Origin of the sequence: Thermanaerothrix solaris, from assembly GCF_032334255.1 — a bacterium.
GTDB lineage: Bacteria > Chloroflexota > Anaerolineae > Anaerolineales > Anaerolineaceae > Thermanaerothrix > Thermanaerothrix solaris.
The window spans coordinates 1,668,094-1,687,528 of sequence record NZ_JAUHMF010000001.1 but is presented as its reverse complement, the minus strand read 5'-3'; the positions used below and the strand labels follow the sequence as shown (position 1 = coordinate 1,687,528).

The 19,435-nt window shown below is 54.7% G+C and carries 19 protein-coding genes and 1 tRNA gene; 7 read left to right on the top strand and 13 right to left on the bottom strand.

Features of this window, described 5'->3' with window-relative positions; all coding sequences use genetic code 11:
- Nucleotides 1–42: 42 nt before the first annotated feature.
- A complete protein-coding gene (locus QYE77_RS07760; protein ID WP_315624806.1) occupies nucleotides 43–699 on the bottom strand; it encodes a CAP domain-containing protein in 657 nt (218 codons plus the stop codon).
- Between the two features lie 233 nt (nucleotides 700–932).
- Between QYE77_RS07760 and QYE77_RS07755 the strand changes: the two genes are divergently transcribed.
- Nucleotides 933–1,427: a ferritin gene (locus QYE77_RS07755; RefSeq protein WP_315624805.1), complete on the top strand. Its 495-nt coding sequence runs from the start codon at nucleotides 933–935 to the stop codon at nucleotides 1,425–1,427.
- A 35-nt stretch (nucleotides 1,428–1,462) separates the two neighbouring features.
- Here QYE77_RS07755 and QYE77_RS07750 read toward each other — a convergent pair whose 3' ends face one another.
- Together QYE77_RS07750 and serS are read right to left on the bottom strand one after the other, a co-directional pair.
- A complete protein-coding gene (locus tag QYE77_RS07750; protein ID WP_315624804.1) occupies nucleotides 1,463–1,960 on the bottom strand; it encodes a DUF456 domain-containing protein in 498 nt (165 codons plus the stop codon).
- Nucleotides 1,961–1,963: 3 nt separating this feature from the next.
- Nucleotides 1,964–3,241, bottom strand: a complete 1,278-nt coding sequence (serS, locus tag QYE77_RS07745) for a serine--tRNA ligase (RefSeq protein ID WP_315624803.1) — start codon at nucleotides 3,239–3,241, stop codon at nucleotides 1,964–1,966.
- 386 nt (nucleotides 3,242–3,627) lie between these two features.
- Between serS and QYE77_RS07740 the strand changes: the two genes are divergently transcribed.
- From QYE77_RS07740 to QYE77_RS07725, 4 genes are all read left to right on the top strand, one after another.
- Nucleotides 3,628–3,698 (top strand) — tRNA-Cys (locus QYE77_RS07740).
- A gap of 241 nt (nucleotides 3,699–3,939) precedes the next feature.
- Entirely contained in the window at nucleotides 3,940–5,139 is a 1,200-nt protein-coding gene (locus QYE77_RS07735) for a YhfC family glutamic-type intramembrane protease (RefSeq protein WP_315624802.1), read from the top strand.
- A gap of 92 nt (nucleotides 5,140–5,231) precedes the next feature.
- The gene (locus QYE77_RS07730) at nucleotides 5,232–6,110 is read left to right on the top strand and encodes a hypothetical protein (RefSeq protein WP_315624801.1); all 879 of its coding nucleotides are present in this window, start codon (nucleotides 5,232–5,234) and stop codon (nucleotides 6,108–6,110) included.
- A gap of 248 nt (nucleotides 6,111–6,358) precedes the next feature.
- Entirely contained in the window at nucleotides 6,359–6,694 is a 336-nt protein-coding gene (locus QYE77_RS07725) for a cupin domain-containing protein (RefSeq protein WP_315624800.1), read from the top strand.
- A 314-nt stretch (nucleotides 6,695–7,008) separates the two neighbouring features.
- On the opposite strand, the gene QYE77_RS07720 is transcribed toward QYE77_RS07725, so the two are convergent.
- From QYE77_RS07720 to QYE77_RS07710, 3 genes are read right to left on the bottom strand one after another with little or no spacing between them, the layout of a single operon-like run.
- A complete protein-coding gene (locus QYE77_RS07720; protein ID WP_315624799.1) occupies nucleotides 7,009–7,668 on the bottom strand; it encodes a class II aldolase/adducin family protein in 660 nt (219 codons plus the stop codon).
- Between the two features lie 24 nt (nucleotides 7,669–7,692).
- The gene (locus QYE77_RS07715) at nucleotides 7,693–8,763 is read right to left on the bottom strand and encodes a s-methyl-5-thioribose-1-phosphate isomerase (protein ID WP_315624798.1); all 1,071 of its coding nucleotides are present in this window, start codon (nucleotides 8,761–8,763) and stop codon (nucleotides 7,693–7,695) included.
- 22 nt (nucleotides 8,764–8,785) lie between these two features.
- Nucleotides 8,786–9,565 (bottom strand): SDR family NAD(P)-dependent oxidoreductase, encoded by a 780-nt coding sequence (locus QYE77_RS07710; RefSeq protein ID WP_315624797.1) that lies wholly within the window; start codon nucleotides 9,563–9,565, stop codon nucleotides 8,786–8,788.
- Nucleotides 9,566–9,599: 34 nt separating this feature from the next.
- Here QYE77_RS07710 and QYE77_RS07705 point away from each other — a divergent pair, with 34 nt between their 5' ends.
- The gene (locus tag QYE77_RS07705; protein ID WP_315624796.1) at nucleotides 9,600–10,145 is read left to right on the top strand and encodes a cupin domain-containing protein; all 546 of its coding nucleotides are present in this window, start codon (nucleotides 9,600–9,602) and stop codon (nucleotides 10,143–10,145) included.
- A gap of 11 nt (nucleotides 10,146–10,156) precedes the next feature.
- On the opposite strand, the gene QYE77_RS07700 is transcribed toward QYE77_RS07705, so the two are convergent.
- The 6 genes from QYE77_RS07700 to QYE77_RS07675 all read right to left on the bottom strand — a co-directional run bounded on the left by QYE77_RS07700 (nucleotide 10,157) and on the right by QYE77_RS07675 (nucleotide 16,741).
- Nucleotides 10,157–11,497: an amidohydrolase family protein gene (locus QYE77_RS07700; protein WP_315624795.1), complete on the bottom strand. Its 1,341-nt coding sequence runs from the start codon at nucleotides 11,495–11,497 to the stop codon at nucleotides 10,157–10,159.
- Nucleotides 11,498–11,565: 68 nt separating this feature from the next.
- Nucleotides 11,566–12,399, bottom strand: a complete 834-nt coding sequence (locus QYE77_RS07695) for a QueT transporter family protein (protein WP_315624794.1) — start codon at nucleotides 12,397–12,399, stop codon at nucleotides 11,566–11,568.
- 121 nt (nucleotides 12,400–12,520) lie between these two features.
- Nucleotides 12,521–13,312: an S-methyl-5'-thioinosine phosphorylase gene (locus tag QYE77_RS07690; RefSeq protein ID WP_315624793.1), complete on the bottom strand. Its 792-nt coding sequence runs from the start codon at nucleotides 13,310–13,312 to the stop codon at nucleotides 12,521–12,523.
- Between the two features lie 25 nt (nucleotides 13,313–13,337).
- A complete protein-coding gene (locus tag QYE77_RS07685) occupies nucleotides 13,338–14,120 on the bottom strand; it encodes an energy-coupling factor transporter transmembrane component T family protein (RefSeq protein WP_315624792.1) in 783 nt (260 codons plus the stop codon).
- Nucleotides 14,121–14,128: 8 nt separating this feature from the next.
- Nucleotides 14,129–15,835, bottom strand: coding sequence for an ABC transporter ATP-binding protein (locus tag QYE77_RS07680; RefSeq protein WP_315624791.1), 1,707 nt, complete (start codon nucleotides 15,833–15,835; stop codon nucleotides 14,129–14,131).
- Nucleotides 15,836–15,871: 36 nt separating this feature from the next.
- The gene (locus QYE77_RS07675; RefSeq protein ID WP_315624790.1) at nucleotides 15,872–16,741 is read right to left on the bottom strand and encodes a MurR/RpiR family transcriptional regulator; all 870 of its coding nucleotides are present in this window, start codon (nucleotides 16,739–16,741) and stop codon (nucleotides 15,872–15,874) included.
- Nucleotides 16,742–17,507: 766 nt separating this feature from the next.
- Between QYE77_RS07675 and QYE77_RS07670 the strand changes: the two genes are divergently transcribed.
- Nucleotides 17,508–18,221: a 2-phosphosulfolactate phosphatase gene (locus QYE77_RS07670; protein WP_315624789.1), complete on the top strand. Its 714-nt coding sequence runs from the start codon at nucleotides 17,508–17,510 to the stop codon at nucleotides 18,219–18,221.
- On the opposite strand, the gene fbp is transcribed toward QYE77_RS07670, so the two are convergent.
- Entirely contained in the window at nucleotides 18,218–19,318 is a 1,101-nt protein-coding gene (gene fbp, locus QYE77_RS07665) for a fructose-1,6-bisphosphate aldolase/phosphatase (protein WP_315624788.1), read from the bottom strand. The two genes, QYE77_RS07670 and fbp, sit on opposite strands and share 4 nt — an antisense overlap.
- Between the last annotated feature and the right edge of the window lie 117 nt (nucleotides 19,319–19,435).

Here is a 19,435-nt window from a genome sequence, read left to right as displayed (position 1 = left end):
GCTATCGCTCATGTGATGGTAGCCGGCAGTTTTTATTCGCCCTCACGGCCCCCGCTGGGCGATGATCACGACCCAATAGGAGCGGTACTCCCACCCCGCTCCGGGCACATTGGCATAACCGATACCGAACTCGGTCTGTGCGGCGTAGAAATCGGTCAATCCTAGTAGATGGCGACGATGGTTATCGGATTGCATCCACAAGTTCCACACCGTTTCTACCACGTCGTGCCAATCGGGGGTGGGGGAGGCAACGTAGTAGGCAATGGATTCGATATTATTTGCATCCACGCTCTGGCTGTACCAGGATGGCAGAGGATACCCGGCCTGGCGTACTAGGTAGTTCGGGCCGTAGCCCTCGGGGGTCACGTGGTCGAAATAATTCCGCAGGCCCATATCCAGGGCACGCTCGCGGGCTACGCGTTGCAAAATGTCGTTGCAGGTCAGGCTTTTGTGGCTCTGCTCAGGATCTTTGAGCAGGTGATCCAGGATGGCTTGTTCCTGAGGAGAGAGTGATTCACAGGCCTTGACCTCGCGCGCGACCAGTGGCAGGTAGAGGGTGTAGGTAGGGGTTTGGGCCCGGCTGGGAATAGCCAGGGCATGCAAGCCCCATCCCAGCGCGAGAATCAAAAACACCAGCCATCCCATTAGGTGGAGGGCACGGTGTTTAGGAATGATGTGAGGCGGATGTGAAGGCGGCATGCTTGAGGCCTATTTTACCCGAAGTGACTCCACTTTTGGGACATTCCCACCATAGTATTTTTTTAAAGAAAGCGGATCGAAATGGGTGTAACATTTACAAAAACTCTGGCCTCTATTTCCCTTGAGGCTAATACCCACGGCTTAATCCCAATCCCGCATTCACCTGTGCTTCCTCGTCATGCTATAATCTAACCAGAGCAATATACTCTAATTATGCCAAGGAGGTATAACCCATGTCACTGAGCAAAGCCTTAAACGACGCCATCAATGCCCAAATTGGGCGTGAGTTTGGCGCTTCGCTCCAATACACCAATATCGCCGCCTACTGCGATAGTCACGCTTTCCCCAAACTGGCGCAGTTCTTCTATAAGCAGGCCGCGGAAGAGCGTGATCACGCCCTGCGCTTCATCAAGTATGTGGTCGAGGCTGGTGGCACGGTGGAGATCCCGGCGGTAGCCGCCCCCCAGAGCACCTTTGAGAACGTGGCCGAGACCTTCCGCCTCGCTCTCCAATGGGAAGAGGAAGTGACCCGCCAAATCAACCACCTGGTGGACTTGGCGGTGGCCGAGAAGGATTATCAAACGCGCCACTTCCTGGATTGGTTCGTCGAAGAGCAATTGGAAGAGGTCAATACCATGGACACCCTACTGCGCATCGCCACTCGCCTCGGCGAACAGAACATCACTCTACTCGAACTCTACCTGCCCGAATTGGAAGAGGAAGAATAATGCGGTGGCGGGTGCCCTCGGGCACCCGCCTTTCGTTACCGGGCCAGCCACCACACCAGCCAAAGCCCGATCATTAGCAGGGCGATCAAGGCGCGCACCACCACCGCCCAGCCACAGCCGACCGCCAAGCCGCGGGTGGAATCGAGGGCTTTGCGCCAATCGCGCAGGCGCAGGTACTCCACGGCAAAGATACCGATCAACGCCAGGAGTAAGCCACCCAACGGCGGCCAGAGCAGACTGCCCACCAGCGCCCCCAGCAAGGCAACTCCCACCGCGACCCACGATGCCCCACTGCGCCGCGCGCTCCCGCCCATCAGCACGTTATCCACCACGCTTCCAATCAGCATCAACACGGTGAGCAGCGCAAACAGGGCAATGCCGCTGCCCTCAAAGCCCATGACCAGGCCGTAAACCAACGCTGCCGCCCAGATCATCACCAGACCGGGTAGGATGGGGAGGATCACCCCTAGCAGCCCTACCAGCATGAAGGCCAGCAAGATGAGCGGAAAGGCCACCTCGCGCAGGGCGTCCATCGTTCACGCCTCAGGGCGGATGACCTCGATGCCGCCCATCCACGGGCGCAATACCGGAGGCACGACCACCGACCCATCCGGCTGCTGATAGTTTTCCAGCACCGCGATCAGTGTGCGCGGCAGCCCTAAACCGGAGCCGTTGAGGGTATGCACCAGGCGCGCTTTACCCCCGTCTGCCGGGCGGTATTTGATGTTTGCTCTCCGTGCCTGAAAATCGGTCACGTTGGAGACCGATGAGACCTCCAGCCATTCACCACAACCTGCTGCCCACACCTCGATATCATAGGTGATCGCGGCCCCGAAGCCCAGATCGCCGGTGCACAACTGCACCACGCGGTAGGGCAGACCCAGTTCAGCACAAGTCTGCTCGGCATCGGCGCGCATCTTCTCTAGCTCGCGCATGGAATCCTCGGGTTTGCAGTAGATATACATCTCCACCTTATCGAACTGATGGCCGCGCTTGATCCCGCGCACATCGCGCCCGGCGCTCATCTTTTCGCGGCGGAAGCACGGAGTATAGGCAGTGTAGCGCAGGGGTAGAACGGCTTCGTCCAGGATTTCATCCATGTGCATCCCGGTCAGTGGTACTTCGGCGGTGGGTACCATCCATAGGTCTTCTTCAATGTCGCGATAAAGGTTATCGGCAAACTTGGGTAACTGCCCCGAGGCAAACAGCACCTCCCCTTTGACCATAAAAGGGGGGTATTGCTCGCGGTAGCCCTGGCGGATGTGCAAATCGAGCATCCAGGCGATTAGGGCGCGCTGGAGGCGGGCGCCAGCGCCGCTGAGGATGTAGAACCGCGAGCCGCTCAATTTGACCCCGCGCTCAAAATCCAAGATGCCCAGGCGTGGGCCTAGTTCCCAATGTGGCAGGGGGGTAAAATCGAAACGCGGTTGTTCGCCTACTGTTTTGATCACCACGTTATCATGCTCGCCCGTGCCATAAGGTACCTCGGGGGCGGGCAGGTTGGGCAGAGTAGCGACCAAATTACGCAGGTCGGTTTCGACCTGGCGCACGGCCTCATCCAGTGCGGTGATGCGTTCGCCCACCTGGCGCATGGCTTCAATTTTGGCTTGACGTTCGGCCGGGTCTTTCATCCGCCCAATCTCACGCGAGACGGCGTTGCGCTCGGCTTTGAGTGCTTCAACTTCGGTGAGCAGGGCGCGGCGGCGGGCATCCAGCGCCAGCACCTCATCAACCGGACTGGGATCCATCTGGCGCGCCCGCAAAGCCTGGCGCACGATATCAGGTTGCTCGCGAATGAGGTTCAAGTCTAGCATTGGAATAACCCTCCCAAGGTTAGAATGAAAAGCCCCTCGCCTGCGCAGGACGAGGGGGAGCATCTCGTGGTGCCACCTGCCTTCGCCGGCGGCTCAGAGCCACCGACCTCATTTGGGGGATAACGGCCCCGCACCGTCCTCCTTACAGCCGTGCTGAAAACAGGCTCCTGCAGAGGCGACCGGCCTGCCCAAAGCAGGCCCCCGGGGTGGAAAGCGCCGTTGAGTTCGTCGGCTCGCACCATCCGCCGGCTCTCTGGGTAACCGCCCGGCGCGCAGTCCCGGGTGAGTCTTTACTGTGATGCGGATTATACCGAGGGCAGGGGGAATGTCAAGGGAACGCGTGACCTTGACCATAACCCTTTTGTTTGCTAAAATGGCAAGCGCACGGCGACGTGGCCAAGTGGCAAGGCAAGGGTCTGCAAAACCCTGACCGCGGGTTCGAATCCCGCCGTCGCCTCTCTCTCCTGTACGTTATCAACAAATGTAGTCCCCCGTAGACTCCATCCTTGAACCCACACCGCACTCGATGGATGTCTGAGTGCGGTTTTTGTTTTTTTTCTAAAGAGGTCAGCCGCGATGTTATTCCTCATAGGATTTCCCTGGCATAGTCCGCCCGTAAATTCAGGATTTGCTACGGTTCGCTACCTAAGAGGAAAACCTCTGTTCAACGATTAGGTGTTCCATTTGGGGGTGACAAAATGAAACATGGGTTATATCTCCTTCTAGCCGGTACCGTACTGGGCCTTTTAGCCTCCTGTACCGTAAAGCGCTCAAATGTGCCTGCACAAGAACGCTGGGCCAGTGTGGAAGGCGGTCAATTGAGGTCTACCCAGGCCGGCGAAGCGTTTTACTTTACCATCCCGATAGACGAGGGGATGCGCGAGGAAGGGGTGTCCCTAAAAATCCGTGCCAGTGGGGAGGTGCGCAACGGCTTCCTGCGCTTTGAACTGCGCGATCCCGCGGAGCAGACGGTTTGGAATTCGGGCCGGATCGGCGCGGGGGATTTTTCGCTTCACACCGCCTACGATCTATCATCTGCCCGGACAGGACGCTATCATCTTGGTATCGTATATAGCGATGACGTTTCTGCAACCTATAACCTGGCCTGGCACACTCTGCGTCTTGGCATGGGGATTCTCTTTCCTGGGGCGGGTATGCTTTTGGTGGCGCTGGCATTCCTGATTTTTGCCGCCCGAATGTGGCGGTTAGATTGGCGATACCTCGGATTAGGGGCTTTCTTCTGGGTGTTCGCTGTGGCGCTCAAATTTGCTGTTGCCATTCCGGGAAATGCGGTGGTATTTCAAGCCTTGGGTGTTTCGGATGATAAGGTCTTCTCGCCCGCCAACCTAGTGGCTTATTTCTATATCGGTGGCCTGACCGGGGTCTTCGAGGCCGGGCTGGTTTACCTCATCCTGCGCAGGAGCCGCTGGGGGCGTGCTACATGGGAGCAAGCCCTAATGTTCGGGATCGGGTTTGGGGTAGTCGAGGCGCTGCTCTTAGGGTTTTCGGGGCTGACAACCGCTCTGATTGCCCTCTTGGCTCCGGATGCTTTGCCTATTCCTACCTTGGGTGCCTTAGCCCAGAACGCAAGTCTGAGCATGGGGTTGGCGCCAGTGGTTGAGCGCCTGGCTGTGATTCTGGCTCACATTTTCGCCACGGGGTTAATCTTTTTTGCCATCGCCAGGGGAGAAACCAAATGGGCCTGGTTGGCCGTGCTCTATAAAACCCTGCTCGATGCGCCGGGGGGATTGGCGTCATTTTGGGGGGTGTCTACGGCGGGAAAACTGTGGACGATTGAGGCCGTGATAGCGGTAGTGGGGTTGTTCGGGCTATGGGGCACCCTGCAATTGGCTCGGCATTATCCCCTATTCTCCCCTTCAAACGGACGGGGGTTTTAAGCGTGGGCCGGTTAGAAGGGAACGTTCACTTGGATTGTCTATTCTCCCAACGGAAAGGAAACGCAGCCGTGAAAAATGTTTTTAGGATGATCATGTCCGTACTTGTTTTCGTGATATTGGCATGTAATGCCTCGGCCAATATCGCCCCGACCGCTACCGAAACCCCGGCGCTGGTCGAAACCTCTACCGCCACGCTGGAGGTCATTCCTTCGCCGACGCCAGCGGTTACCGAAGTGGCGACCGCCTCACCCTCGCCAGCGTCCGGCACCCTGGTCACTGTCGGGCGCCTGACGCTGGAAATCCCGGCAGGGATTGCCAGTGGTGCCAGTGGGAGTGAGGTTGCCCCTCTTACTCATGACGATGTGCCGTTTTGGGAGAAGACTCCTGGTCATTGGATGATCTCGTTGGACGAAACGTACATCTTGCAGGGAAAATTCCACTCGCCCCAAATTTATCTCTACCCGGCCTTAGAATATGCCACACTGGTACCGGGAGCATTTGAAAGCATGCATCGCTTGCGCAATCTTTTGAGCGGTGTGGTTCCACTGAGCCCTGATCAATTGCCAACGGTGCCCTTCTTCAATGCCGGGCAGGTGTTTGCCTCGAATATCCACTTGATATCATTCCAGAATGGGAGCGGTATCCGTTTTGTCACCGAATACGCCCAATACCCGGCGCCGGTCAATAACCACGAGTTGTTTTACCACTTTCAGGGTTTCACCAATGACGGAAACACGTATGTGGTGGCCATATTTCCGCTCACTGCGCCCCACCTGGCCGAAAGCAGTGATATGAATGCCCCTATCCCTGAGGGTGGGATTGCCTATCCTGACCTCAATGACCCTAACCCGGATTTTCAATCCTACTATGCTGCGGTCACGGATATGTTGAACAATACCCCACCTGAGGCCTTCACCCCCACGCTCTATCAGTTAGACGCTGTGATCCAATCTTTGTGGGTTGCGCCGTAATCCGCGGGGCAAGAGTTAGCCCGGATACGCTTGGAACAGATGGGGGTGTTTTTGGGATGGTTGGTTGAAGAAGGTTTTGGGGTGATTTAAATCGTCCTTACCGACAGGAATTATGATGTTATAACCCGGGATGGTTAGATTGGCGGGAGGCCAATTTCAGGGCTGAGTATGGTATTCCACATACCAGGTTATGAGGAAGGCAAAGGCCCAACCCGGGCGGCACAAGATTTTGAAAATCGGAGTGGACCATGATTGATAAGGCAAAGGCTGAACATTACACCTGGGGGCAGGATTGTGAGGGTTGGTATCTGGTGAAGGGGGCGACGTTCACGGTGATTCAAGAACGGATGCCGCCCAATACCTCAGAAACGCGGCACGTACACCGTCAATCGCGCCAGTTTTTCTTTATCCTCTCTGGCATGGCGACGCTGGATATCAACGGTGAGATAGAGCAACTGCACCCGCATCAGGGGGTGGAAATACCACCCCAGACGCCCCATCAGATCATGAATCAAACAGACGAGGATCTGGAATTCCTTGTGATCTCATGTCCGCCTAGCCACGGGGATCGAATAAATCTTTAATGAATGTCATGGACCAAAACAGGAGAAGTGGCAAAACAGCCATTGCACCTGAGCACATGATCAAAGGGAAAGCCACCCCGTTAGGGTTAAGGTCGAGATAGGGAGCGGAGAATAACTGGGCCGTTTCTCAATTCGTGTTTTTCCGGTAATGACTGATAGCCGTGGCACAGGGGCGGGGGGTGAGGTCCCATTTGAGCCACTGGTTCGGGCAGGCTCATGGCTCACCTCCTGGCATTTGGTAGCATGCCGTTAAGGGTACTGGCCGACCGGGCGTGATGTCAGACCCTTGGCTTGCTTGATGAACGGGCTGCCTTTCAAAGGGGCTTGGGGCCGTAGCGCGCGAGATAGGCTTGGCGCAATGCCTTACATTCGCGCTCATCCAGGGTTTCGACTTTGGCACCCATCGAACGAGCCAGGATCACCATGCGCGCCGAGGTTTCCGCTGCCAGCGTGGCCTGATAGGCTTGCTCTAAGGTCTGACCTACGGTCACCAGGCCGTGATGGGCCATCACGCAGGCCACGCCCTCCTCGCCCATGGCCTTCTGGGTCAACTCGGCGACCTCTTCCGAGCCGGGCCTGGCGTAGGGGGCCACTGGTATCGGGCCGGAAAGCGCGGTGGCCGATTCGATCAGCACCATGGGGATGGGCTCGTGGATGATCCCAAAAACCGAGGCGTAAGGTGCATGGGTGTGGATCACGGCCCTCACGTCCGGACGCGTGTGGTAGAACCGCATATGCAAGGCGATCTCGGTGGTGGGTTGCCATTTCCCCTCGATGATCTGCCGATTAAGATCAATGACCACAATATCTTCGGGTTGGCGGAGATGATAGGGCACGGCGCTTGGGGTTATGGCGATCAGGCCGCTCTCCACATCCAGCGCACTGATGTTTCCTTGCCCCCCGTGGGCCAAGCCGTCGGCAACCATACGATTGCCAATCTCAACAATACGTTCACGTAATTCCTTTAACCGCATGGGATGACATCTCCATCAAACAAGTTAATCCAGAGGACTCTCCACTGAGAAGTTACGGGCGAGGTCATAAGGCGAGAACACACCCTTCGAAGTAATGACGGCACCCACCAAATGAGGGGGTGTAATGTCAAAAGCCGGATAATATCCCTGTACCCCTTCCATCGTTGTGGGTACGCCCATGGCCTGAAGCACTTCCTGAGGGTTACGCTCCTCAATTGTAACCGAGGATATTTGGGCATGGCTCCGAGAGGGGTTGCCGAGCACGTAGTACGGAACCCCATGATAATGAGCGGCAAGGGCAATCTGAAAAGTCCCGATTTTATTCACTACATGGCCGTCTAGCGTGATCACGTCGGCTGCCGAAATAAACACCTGAGCCATTTTACGGGAGAGGATAAAGGCCGGCATGTTGTCGGTAATGACGGTCACAGGTACCCCTAACCCGCGGGCGACGGAGGCCGTGAGCCGGGCACCTTGGAGATAAGGACGTGTCTCTGGGCAGATCAAAGAGACATCTCTGCCTTGTTCCTTTGCCACCAAAAGGGTGAAGCCGATGAGGGTCTCGGCGAAGCACTGGGTGAGGATCGTAACCCGCTCCGGTAAAAGATCTACGGCAAACGTGGCAATTTTCCGCGCATTGCGGTACCGTTCATCCAGTACGCGGTAGGTGTGGGCTAAGGTCACTTCTTCTGGATCTTGGCCGTGGATCAATGCTTCTTCAGCAAGGCGGCGCAAGTGGTCAATTTGGCGCGCCAAATCCTGAGACGTAGTTGGACGCGCATGCGATAACTCAAAGGCCGCCTGATTAAGAATGGCCCTGGCTTCCTCGAGGGGTTTTGCCTTGGCCTCACGTGCCGCGCTAACCATGCCTAAGGATGCAACCAGGCGTGGGCCACCGCTCTGTGTCACCATGTCACGGATGGCTTGGGCGGCCTGGTGATAATTCTCACAGCGCACAAATTCAACTTTGTGGGGATACACACGGCGATCAAGCACATATATGGTTCCGTCATCGTAACGGGCTACGTTTTCATACTGCAGTAAAAAAGGAAGGCCTTTATCGGCTCGGTTGGGTAAAATGGTTTCAATCTTCATTAGATACCTCCTTAAACCTTGCTCAAAAAATCGGGCGGCAAGATGCCCCGCCATCCATAACCAGGTTGGCACCTGTGATCCAGGACGCAGCGGGTGAAGCCAGAAACAGACAGGCTTCAGCAATTTCCTCAGGCTGCCCCATGCGTTTGAGGGGGGCGGTTTCAAGCCAGGACCGCACGCCTTTTGGCCACGCCTCTTCAAGCCCCGGTCGGGCGATCAACCCGGGCGATAGGGCATTGACACGAATGCCGTAGGGTCCCAGTTCGTATGCTGCCGCGCGGGTCAGCATAATCACCGCGGCTTTGGCCGAACTGTAGTGGCTATGACCGACAGCCGGGGATAACCCCTCGATGGAAGCAATATTGAGAATAACCCCACCCCGACCCTGGGCAATCATTTGACGGGCAACTTTTTGGATACTAATAAAGACCGTATTTAGATTTATATCGAGCACCTCCTGCCATTGGGACAGCGGAAGATCAAGTAGTGGGGAGACGGGATAAGTACCCGCGTTGTTGATCCAAATATCCACTTTTCCATACGCTTTCAGGGTCGCTTGCAGCAATGCGTCTACTCCGTCTTCCTGGCTTAAATTAGCCTGCACACCAAGGGCTTTCCCACCTTCGCGTTGAATGTCTTCCAACAGGGCCGGGATGGTTTCAGGATGCGTAAAATAGTGAAGGGCAACCGCTGCTCCTGCCAAGGCAAAACGCCGTGCCAAGGCTTGCCCCAGCCATCCGCTGGCGCCAGTGATGACGGCGACTTGGCCGCTCAAATCCAACCAGGATGGAACATAGTTCATGGGTTACCTCGCTACTATAGAAAGGAGTTTGGATATGGCAACACGTCCTTCGCTAACAGAACTCATCCGCCAGTTTAATTTGAAGCCCTTACCCGCTGAAGGCGGCTTGTTTGTGCAAAGTTATGTCAGTGAAGAAATGATCCCGCCAGAGGCGTTGCCAGGCCGCTATCAAGGGGTTCGGAAACCCTTTGGAACGGCGATCTTTTATCTGCTGACATCTGATCCGGATTCGTTTTCTGCCCTTCATCGCTTGCCTACAGATGAAATCTATCACTTCTATTTGGGAGACCCGGTAGAAATGCTCTTGCTTTACCCGGATGGTTCAAGTCGAAAGGTCATTTTAGGCCAGGACATCATGGCAGGGCAATTCGTTCAATGGGTGGTACCGCGGGGGGTGTGGCAGGGGTCGCGATTGGTTGCAGGGGGTGAGTATGCGCTACTGGGCACAACCATGGCCCCCGGTTTTACCCCCGAGGATTATGAAGGGGGCGATCGCGATTGGCTGATGGTTCACTATCCGCATGAAGCCGAATGGATCTCCCGCTTGACCCGTGAGCCAGGACGTTCTGACCAGAGATGAGAGCCCACTGGTTAGATGAACCGAGTTGTATCATCGGGAGAAAAAGCGGCGATTTCAACCGCGATTTGCCTGACTTCTTCCTTGGCTTGTTCTTCGTCAACGGTCAGTAATTTACCCTCATGTAGAACCAATTTTCCGTCAATGATCACGTTTCGAACATCCCCGCCTTTCGCGGCATATACCAGGAGGGAGGCTATATCGTAGCGCGGGGTTAAGTGAATCGAGTCCAAACTAATGGTGATCACATCAGCGCGTTTTCCCACTTCAAGACTACCGATCAGGGTATCCAGCCCGAGTGCTTTGGCTCCGCCCAGGGTGGCCATATGAAGTGCCTCCAGGGCGGTTAGGGCGGTAGGATCCTCGGTGACCCCTTTATGCAGCAGAGCCGCGGTTCGCATTTCGCCCCACAAATCCAAATCATTATTGGATGCAGCGCCATCTGTACCGAGACCGAGGACAACGCCATTTTTCAAGAGCGCAGGGACCGGGGCAATGCCAGAGCCAAGTTTTAAATTGGATTCGGGACAATGGATAACAGCAACCCCTTTGCGGGCCAGAAGTTCCACTTCGCCTTCCTGCAAATGAACGCAATGCACCAACACCGTTCCGGGGTGCAGCATCCCCAGTGCGTCTAGATAGCCGATCGGAGTTTTACCGGTGCGATTGAGGAGGGTTTGCACCTCAGTGCGGGTTTCACTGGCGTGGGTAATGAGCGGAAGGTGATATTCTTGGGCCAGGCGGTCGGCAAGGCGGAGTGAATCGGTTGTCACCGTGTAGGTAGAATGTACCTGAACGCAGGGGTGAACGGTGGGATGATTTAGATAGGTTTCGATAAACCTCCGTGTGGGCTCTTCTTTATTCTGACGACCTTCATTGCCAACAGTGTCAATGATCCCAACGCCGTTTACCAAACGTAAACCAACTTCCAGGGCGGCTTGGGTGGTGGCTTCGGCATGCCAATACATATCCGCAGCCGTGGTCACGCCGGCGCGAATCATTTCGATAAAGGCCAACCGGCTGCCTTTACGCACGTTTTCGGGAGTGGCAAACCGCATTTCCAACTGCCAAACCTTATTCAGCCACGGCTCCAGAGGGATATCATCTGTAAATCCGCGGAAAAGCGTCATGGCAGCGTGTGTGTGGGCATTGACCAATCCGGGCATCACGATTTGGTTGTTAGCCTCAATGGTGATCCGGGCTTGGCGGGGGGTGAATTTCTCGGCTGGCCCCACGTCCGCAATGAGACCGTCTTTAATGGCTATACCCCCCACAGAGATAAAGGGTTGAGAGGCTTCCATGGTGAGGAGGGTAGCCCCGGTAATGAGGATATCATAAGGTGCAGTCATGGTCATGGTTTGTCCCTATTCAAATAGAGCAGGGAGTGATCTTTCACTCCCTGCTCGCCATGACAAACGTTGGACTACTCGGCTTCTTCGACGAATTGCTCGCGGCCCGACATCATCAGGCTACCCACGATGAGCAGGATGAGGAAGGGGAGAACCCCCAGCCATACCCCAACCTGCCCCTTTTCGCCTGAGCCAAACTGGAACAGGGCCTGGCCATAGAGCCCGGTGGAGATGCCGACACCGACGATCAAACCACCCAGGGCGCCTACAATGGCGAGAATGGCTCCCAACTGGCGGGCGAAGCCAGGGGAAACATCCTCTTTGTCCATGATGTCAGTCCAGATCAGCCCCCACTGTTTGACCCGAGGGTAAAGGAGAAGAAGCAGCGGTGGCCCAAGCACCAACTCGGCAATAGCGTTGTTGAGGGTGATCACAACAGAGAGGAAAGCAAAGGGGATCAGGCCAGCCAGATCAAGGTACCAGGCGATGATAATGGCGCAAGCCGCGGCTGAGACAATCACGATGATGATATAGGCTAACAGTTTGCGCCAGGAATTGATGGTCTGAGAGACATCGTTTGCCGGGACTAAGCCCAGGGCTCCCCACATCTTATAGGGCAAGAAGCCGAGGAAGAAGTTGCCAAAGAAACCAAAAATGCTTCCCCAGCCCAAGGTGCCGCCGAAAATGTCGCCGATGGTATTACCAATGGCGGAGCCCCAAGCACCCGCCGGACCGAACATCAGACCAAAGATCACCGGAAATACATTAGCCGGGCGGACTTCCGTAATTCCAGGCACAATTGGGATCCCGCCCTTGAAAGGAATGAGCACAGCAGCATAAATGGCGGCAGAGAGCGCGGTCAGGATTATCATTCGGGTGTTCTTCCACATGGAAAAGACTTCTTTCATTTTGGGCCTCCTGGCGATAAATAGGGGGTGAGAAGAGAGTGGTACGATGAGGAATAACGAGAGTCGGTTTCCTTTCGATAAATTGTCCTCCTTTCTGCCGAAGGATGAGGTTGAAGAGCGCTTAAGCGCGTTCTTCCTCGGGCGGATGGAACATTAACCGTGATGATTCACACTCACAAGAAGGAAAGTCTGAACTGCGTAGGGTTTGAAGGAATACGGTAAGGACGCTCTTCTTGAGGGCTTCTAACCCCTCCTCAATGAACGTAATTTCTTTTCCTGCCTCGATCCCGGCAGCCCAATTAATCGAATAAGCCAGGGCCGCATAGTGCAATCCCAATTCTCGCGCCAAGGGGGCTTCAGGAACCCCAGTCATCCCAACGACATCACCGCCCAAGATTGAGAACATCCGAATTTCGGCGGCTGTTTCCAACCGCGGTCCGTTGGTGCACACATACGTGCCTTTGGGTACAATAGAAACCCCCAATTTGGCGCCAATCTCAATCATGCGCTGCCGTAAGGCCGGGCAATAGGGATATGACATCAAAGTGTGGGCAAACCCTTCCTGACCGCCGTTGAAGAAGGTACCTTCTCGGTTCTGGGTAAAATCGAGAAATTGGTCAACCGCGACAAGACTACCCGGAGGAAGATGGGCAGAAATTGAACCCACCGCCAAGGTGGCGAGCACATGGGTAACCCCTAATTGGTGGAGGGCTTTGATGTTAGCGCGATAGTTAATGCGGTGGGGTGGGGTGCTGTGGGAGATGCCATGTCGAGGGAGGAAGAAGATATCTTCCCATTCGCCCCCGCCCCGATACACTTTGACATCCCCATAGGCGGTATGGATTATCTCCGGTTCCAGGTGAATCCCCTCAATGGTATCAAAACCTGTACCTCCGATGATCGCTGCGCGCATAAAGGCTTTTTCTCCTCGTAGGGTTTTAGAAGCGGATCAGACCCGGGATGTTGCCGAATCCACGGATCTTGAGGTAAGTGGTGACAATAAAGATCACAAACATTAACCCCAACATCCAGTAATCCGCACGCTGCATTTTGACGTCCAAGTAAAAGGTGCGTTCTTCGCGGGCACCGAACCCTTTGGCTTCCAAAGCCATACCAAACACGTTTGTATTACGTATCGTAGAGACAAATACGGGAACCAAGAGGGGTAAATACTTTCGGATCCGCTCCAGGATATTCCCGCTGTCCAGGTCTAATCCGCGGCTGCGCTGGGCTTGGGCTATGATGAAGACACTGCTCACAATGGTGGGCACTAGCCGTAGGGCGGTTGAGATGGCAAAACCAACCCGATAAGGGAGGCCAAGGCGGATCATACCAATTACAAACTCTTCGTTGCGTGTGGTGCTCATAAATATCATGCCGGCGGTAATAAGGGTGAGCATGATGAGAACGCGACCGAGGCTATAAGCCAGCGATTCGACCGTGAAGATCCAGAACAGTTTTGTCTCACCGCTGGCGAACAAATTCCACAAAATTAATCCCGAAACAGCCAGAACAAACATGATATAGCGGATGCGTTTTAGGTTGATCAGAGAATCGGCCAGAACGCCATGAAGTAATACTAAAGCCGAGATTGGCATGATCCAGAGGGGGTTTTGGTAATAGAGCACAATAACAAAGGTGATAAGAAGAATAGCGATTTTGGTGCGTGGGTCCAAGCGGTGAAAAAATGTATCACGATCGAGGTAGATCTCGGAATCCATGGCGCGTTTCACTCCTGGGGTTGTGTTTCAGTGCAGGCGATCATTTCATCAACGGTCAACAAAGTCTTTCCGAGTTGATTGGAAAACATAACATGCAAAGGAGGACGTAAGTAAGCATCAACCAATTCTTGGTCGTGAGAGAACACCTCGCGCGCTGTCCCCTGGAGAAAGATTTGCCCATCTTTCATTACGTAAACCCGGTGGGCATACTCAGCCACGACCCACATATGGTGAGTGACGAAAATGATGGTGCTTCCTTGCTCATTTAGCCGTCGCACCAGGTTCATCATGCTGCGCTGCTCGTTATAGTCCAATCCGGTTGTTGGCTCATCCAAGATGAGAATCTCGGGCTTGGCGGCCAAGACCGAGGCAACCGCAACCCGTTGGCGGCCGCTTTTGGTAAGGCTGAACGGGTCGGCGTTTTCATACCCTGCCAGTCCAACGGCCTCGAGGGCTTCGGTAACAGATTGTCGGATGGTCTTTTCATCCACCTTGCGCAAGCGAAGGGTGAAGGCGACTTCATCATAAACTGTGTTGGAAAAGATTTGATGATCGGGGTTCTGAAAGACATAGCCAACTTTACGTCCGAGTTCAAACACGCCTTGTTCGCGTGTGGGGCGGCCATCAACCCAGATTTGCCCACCGGTGGGCATGAGCAGCCCATTAAAATGCTTGACCAACGTGGTTTTTCCACTGCCATTTTGCCCGACGATGGCAACGATTTCGCCGCGGCGAATCTCAAGGTTAATTCCCCTTAAGGCTTGAGTGCCGTTAGGATAAGCGAATTGAAGATTTTCACAGCGGATAAGCGGCGCCCCATAGCGTTGTTCGCGTGCCTGGTCTTGTTGTTTTAGCGATTCGTAAGTAGCCTCCGAGAGTCGCCATTGGTTATCTTTAAATTTTTGTAGGCCTTCAGCGATGGTTAGCGGCGCATGCGAGTTTATGCCCATACGATGGAAGTATTTGGTTACTCCCAAGGGCATGACGCCGTGCTGCTCAAGCAGATCCACTTCACATAACACCTCATGGGCTGGTGCATAACGGATCAGTTTGCCTTCATCCAGCAGTAGAATTTTCTGCGCTTCTAAGACCTCTTCGGTTTCATGTTCAACCACCAACAGGGTCAGATCATCGCGCTGCCGGAGGTGATTGGCTATTTCGAAAACCCCGGCTTTGCTTATGGGGTCGAGATCGGTGGTCGGTTCATCCATGACCAGGACTTTGGGGTACATTGCTAGCACTGAAGCAATGGCCAATTTTTGTTTTTGTCCACCTGAGAGGGTGGCGGGTGGGCGCCGTTTCATGTTCTCCAACCCTACAAAACGGAGCGCTTCATCCACGCGACGCGCGATTTCCTCGCGCGGGACATTGAAGTTTTCTAGGCCAAAAGCGACCTCTAATTCCACATTGGTAGAAAAAAGTTGGGCTTCAAAATCCTGGAACACCATGCCCGTTACTTCAGCCATCTCGGCAACGCGCGATGTACGGGTGTTTTTGCCACACACCTGGACCTCGCCGGAGAATTTGCCACGGAAAAAATGGGGCACCAAACCGTTGATGCAAGCGGCTAAGGTGCTTTTTCCGGCTTCGCTGGCGCCCATGATGGCAATAAACTCGCCGGGATTAACCTCTAGGGAAATAGATTCGATAGCGTTACGCTTTTGCCCCCGGTAGCGGTAGGTCAGGTCTTTGATCGTGATGATTGGCTGTTCCATGATGAATCATCCGTCTCCATAAGGGTGTAATATCGTTCAACTCTCTTGAGCATTGGAAGCACGCATAAGGGCATCCCAGATCAGATACTCATTTTGGTTGGCAACCTGAGACATGTGCATGGCCATGAGCACGTAAAGTCCTTGAATCAGCGCATGTTGGGCGATACGCGAGGCGAGAGTCTCTGGACGCGATTCATGAGAAATGCTTAATAAAAGCACATCCGCCAATTTGCCGAGTTCAGAGGAGGGGTTGCCGGTAATAGCAATGATTTTGCAACCGTGCCGGTGTGCTTCTCTGGCGGTATTAATAGGGGGTTGAGAGGCTCCGGTTTGAGAAATAACCACCAAGGCATCCTTTTCGGTGAGGAGAGCAGCCTGCATTAACTGAAGATAGGCATCCGTTTCTACTCTGCAATTCAGTCGGAGCCGAATCAGGCGATTGTGTAATTCATGCGCCATCGGGCTGGACGTGCCCACACCGACAATCAAAATCGTGTGAGCGTTTTGAAGCAAAGTCACCGCCCGATCCAGCGCCTCGTCGTTCAAGAGATCAAGCGTATCTTGCATGGCCTGAATGCTGCCCAGAAAGACCTTGCGCATGATGGTGAGAGGTGAGTCATCCTTTTCGATGTGATCAAAGATCAGATCGGGGGAATCCAGGAGCGAACGCATTAACGCGATTTTGAGTTCCAGGTAACTATGAAAACCCAGCGCACGACAAAAACGCACCACAGTGGCATCACTGACACCGCTATGAGCAGCCAGTTCGGCCAGGGTCATTGGCATGACTTTCTGGTAATTGGCCAGTATGAAATCTGCCACTTTTTTCTCGGAAGGAGAAAGGGTGGGATAAAAGCCACGAATATGAGAAAGCGCGCCGTGGGTTATTAAGGTTTCGTCAACCATTTCAGGTATAAAACGTGCCTGACTAAATTGAAAAAGTACCGTTGATTTAGAGATTAAAACGAAGAACCGCTAAAGGCGTTGTTTTTATACCCCCTGTAGTTAAGTTTTACTGATAAGTACCAACTGTGAAATTCTACTACATTTTAGCAAAACTCAAAACAAAGGTCAATAGATTGCATTCGTTCACCTAAAATGTTACCGGATTAAGATGGTTGTCTCAAAAGAAAATATTATCGGAGTTAGCCATGGTCGAGGTGGACTTGATCGCCTGGCGCTGCACCCAGGGGAGTAAGGGGAGGTGTACTTTGAAGCAGGAGCACTGGAGCAGTTAGACCAGGTCTGCGATGCGACGTCATAGCGCATCCTCAAACGGGGTGGGCGGAGGGAGGCAATACTGGCATAGCGCAACGTCCTCAATGGCCAACGTCATCCTCTGCCCAATCAGCAGACCCTGCGCCGTCAGACCGATCCCCCCTCATTTACGCCAGCAGATTGTCGGCTGATTGAGCAACTCTGGGCAGTCTCCATCTGCAAAAGCGGCAAACCGGCCACTGTTCTTCAATCTCTAAAAAAGAAGGCGACATTTCGGTAACATTTTCTTTTGATTTAACAGGGCTTCAGGTTCTGTCCATCTGGTTGCTGGGGATAAATGGAACGTTTGGGTTAGCCCGTTGGCAGTTTCAGACTTGACCGGTTTTAAGGCATAATAATAAGAAGCCCGTATTCGTTTCTAATTTTCACCCCCTACCCCCACGGCGAAATTACCATGACCTCACCTTCCTTTGTGTTTCAGCGTGCCAACTTAGAAACTTGTGCCCAGGCCGCCGATATCGTAGTGGTCATTGACGTTCTGCGTGCCTTCAGCACCGCGGCGTATGCCTTTGCTGCCGGCGCCGAGCGCATCTTGTTGGTGAGCACCGTTGATGAGGCCCTGGCGCTAAAACAACGCCTCCCTCATGCCCTGATTGTGGGCGAGGTGAACGGCTTCAGCGTGCCGGGCTTCGATTTCTGTAACTCGCCCAGCCAAATTGTCGGCCAGGATTTGCGCGGGCGCACCCTGATCCAGCGCACCACGGCCGGCACCCAAGGGGTGGTGCGCGCTCAACGGGCCCGGCACATCTTAGCAACCGCCTTCTGCACTGCCCGTGCCACTGCCATGTATCTGCACCGGTTTTCCGGCCACACCATTACCTTTGTGATCACCGGCCAGCGCGCCGAGGGCGGGGGTGAAGAAGATGCTGTCTGCGCCGATTACATTGAGGCCCTTTTGCGTGGCGAGAATCCATCCCCTGGATCGTTTATTCAACGGGTGCGCGAATCCTCAACCGCCCGCAAGTTCCTGGCCCTGGGCAGCCCTGACTTCCCGCCCTCCGACCTGGATTACTGCACCGCAGTGGATCGCTTTGACTTTGCCATGGTCGTCAATCGCGAGGGTGATCTCTTTGTCCTGCGGGCTGTGGCACCCCTAACCCAGGTCTAGTCTTCCAATGGCTGCCAACGCTCGGCCAGGCGCGCCATCACCTCGGGCAGGGTGGTGTACTCCATGGCTTCCATCGGCAGGCGGTGCGGCTCAAACGGCCCATGTTGGCGCAACGCATCCGCCAGCACATTGCACAACCGTCGCGCCTCGTCGAAGCCTGGATCATCAAACAGGTCACGTGGGCCAATCAACCGACCCTCAGCCAGTTGAAAGCCCAAGGCAATGACCCGCGGCGGCCCATCGAAGCGGCTGGGCGTCGCTTGTCGCACCGGCACTGGCATTAACGGGCCGTAATGCGAGCCACGCATCCAACCCTCGACGATATGCGGCAGGGTGAAAGGCTCCAGCACCTCGCCTACCGCCGGGAACTCGCCTTGGCAGCGCACAATGCACACCGGGTCGTCCTTGCCAACATATTTGCCGGCAATCAGAGCCAGGCGCTGGGTAGATGAGACGGCGGCGATGGCCCCCCGCTTGGTGTAAACGGCTTTGACCATGTAACGTCCGGCAGCCCCGATGAAAACCAGCAGATCATAAGATTCTTCGGGGGTGTCAAAGACGATGCGACGATGTTCTATAACGTCATGGACTTCGAAGCGAAAACCGGCATGCATGCTCGGTGAGATCACCAGTCCGGCGGTGTTGAAAGGGTCGGCGAACATCTTGTAAAGCGGCAGGTTCCATGCCCCAGCCGAGGTCTTATCAGCCATGAAGATGATCACCGGCTCTGAGGGACGTTCCTCAATGGTCATTTCGGCCACGCCCGGCCCCATTCCACGCACATTTCCGGAGAAGGCATCTGCCAGCAAATCCTGCCCGGCGCCGTAGAGTTTGAGCCGTCGCGCCACCTCGGTGCAGGCTTTGAACACATCCCAGGCTAGATGATGAATGCCGGCGTGATCCGTGCCGTGGGTATGGGTGAGGATCAGTTGTAGGTCATCCCCGCAGGCGGTAACGTAAAAATCGAGGATTTCGCCTTTGGCCTGGGCCTGAGATAGCAGCGTGCGCGCTTCATCCAACAATGCCTCATGACAGGCGGAGTGCCCAACATAGCCACCCACGTCGGCTTTTATGACACTTAAGGTTAACGTTGCCATGGCTCCCTCCCTTGGTTCAGGTTACACGGCAACGATGAAAGCCGTTATGCTGTTTTTTTTATTACATTATGGCACGACTAAGACGGGGATTCAATCCCGACCGATGGTTTTGCCAGG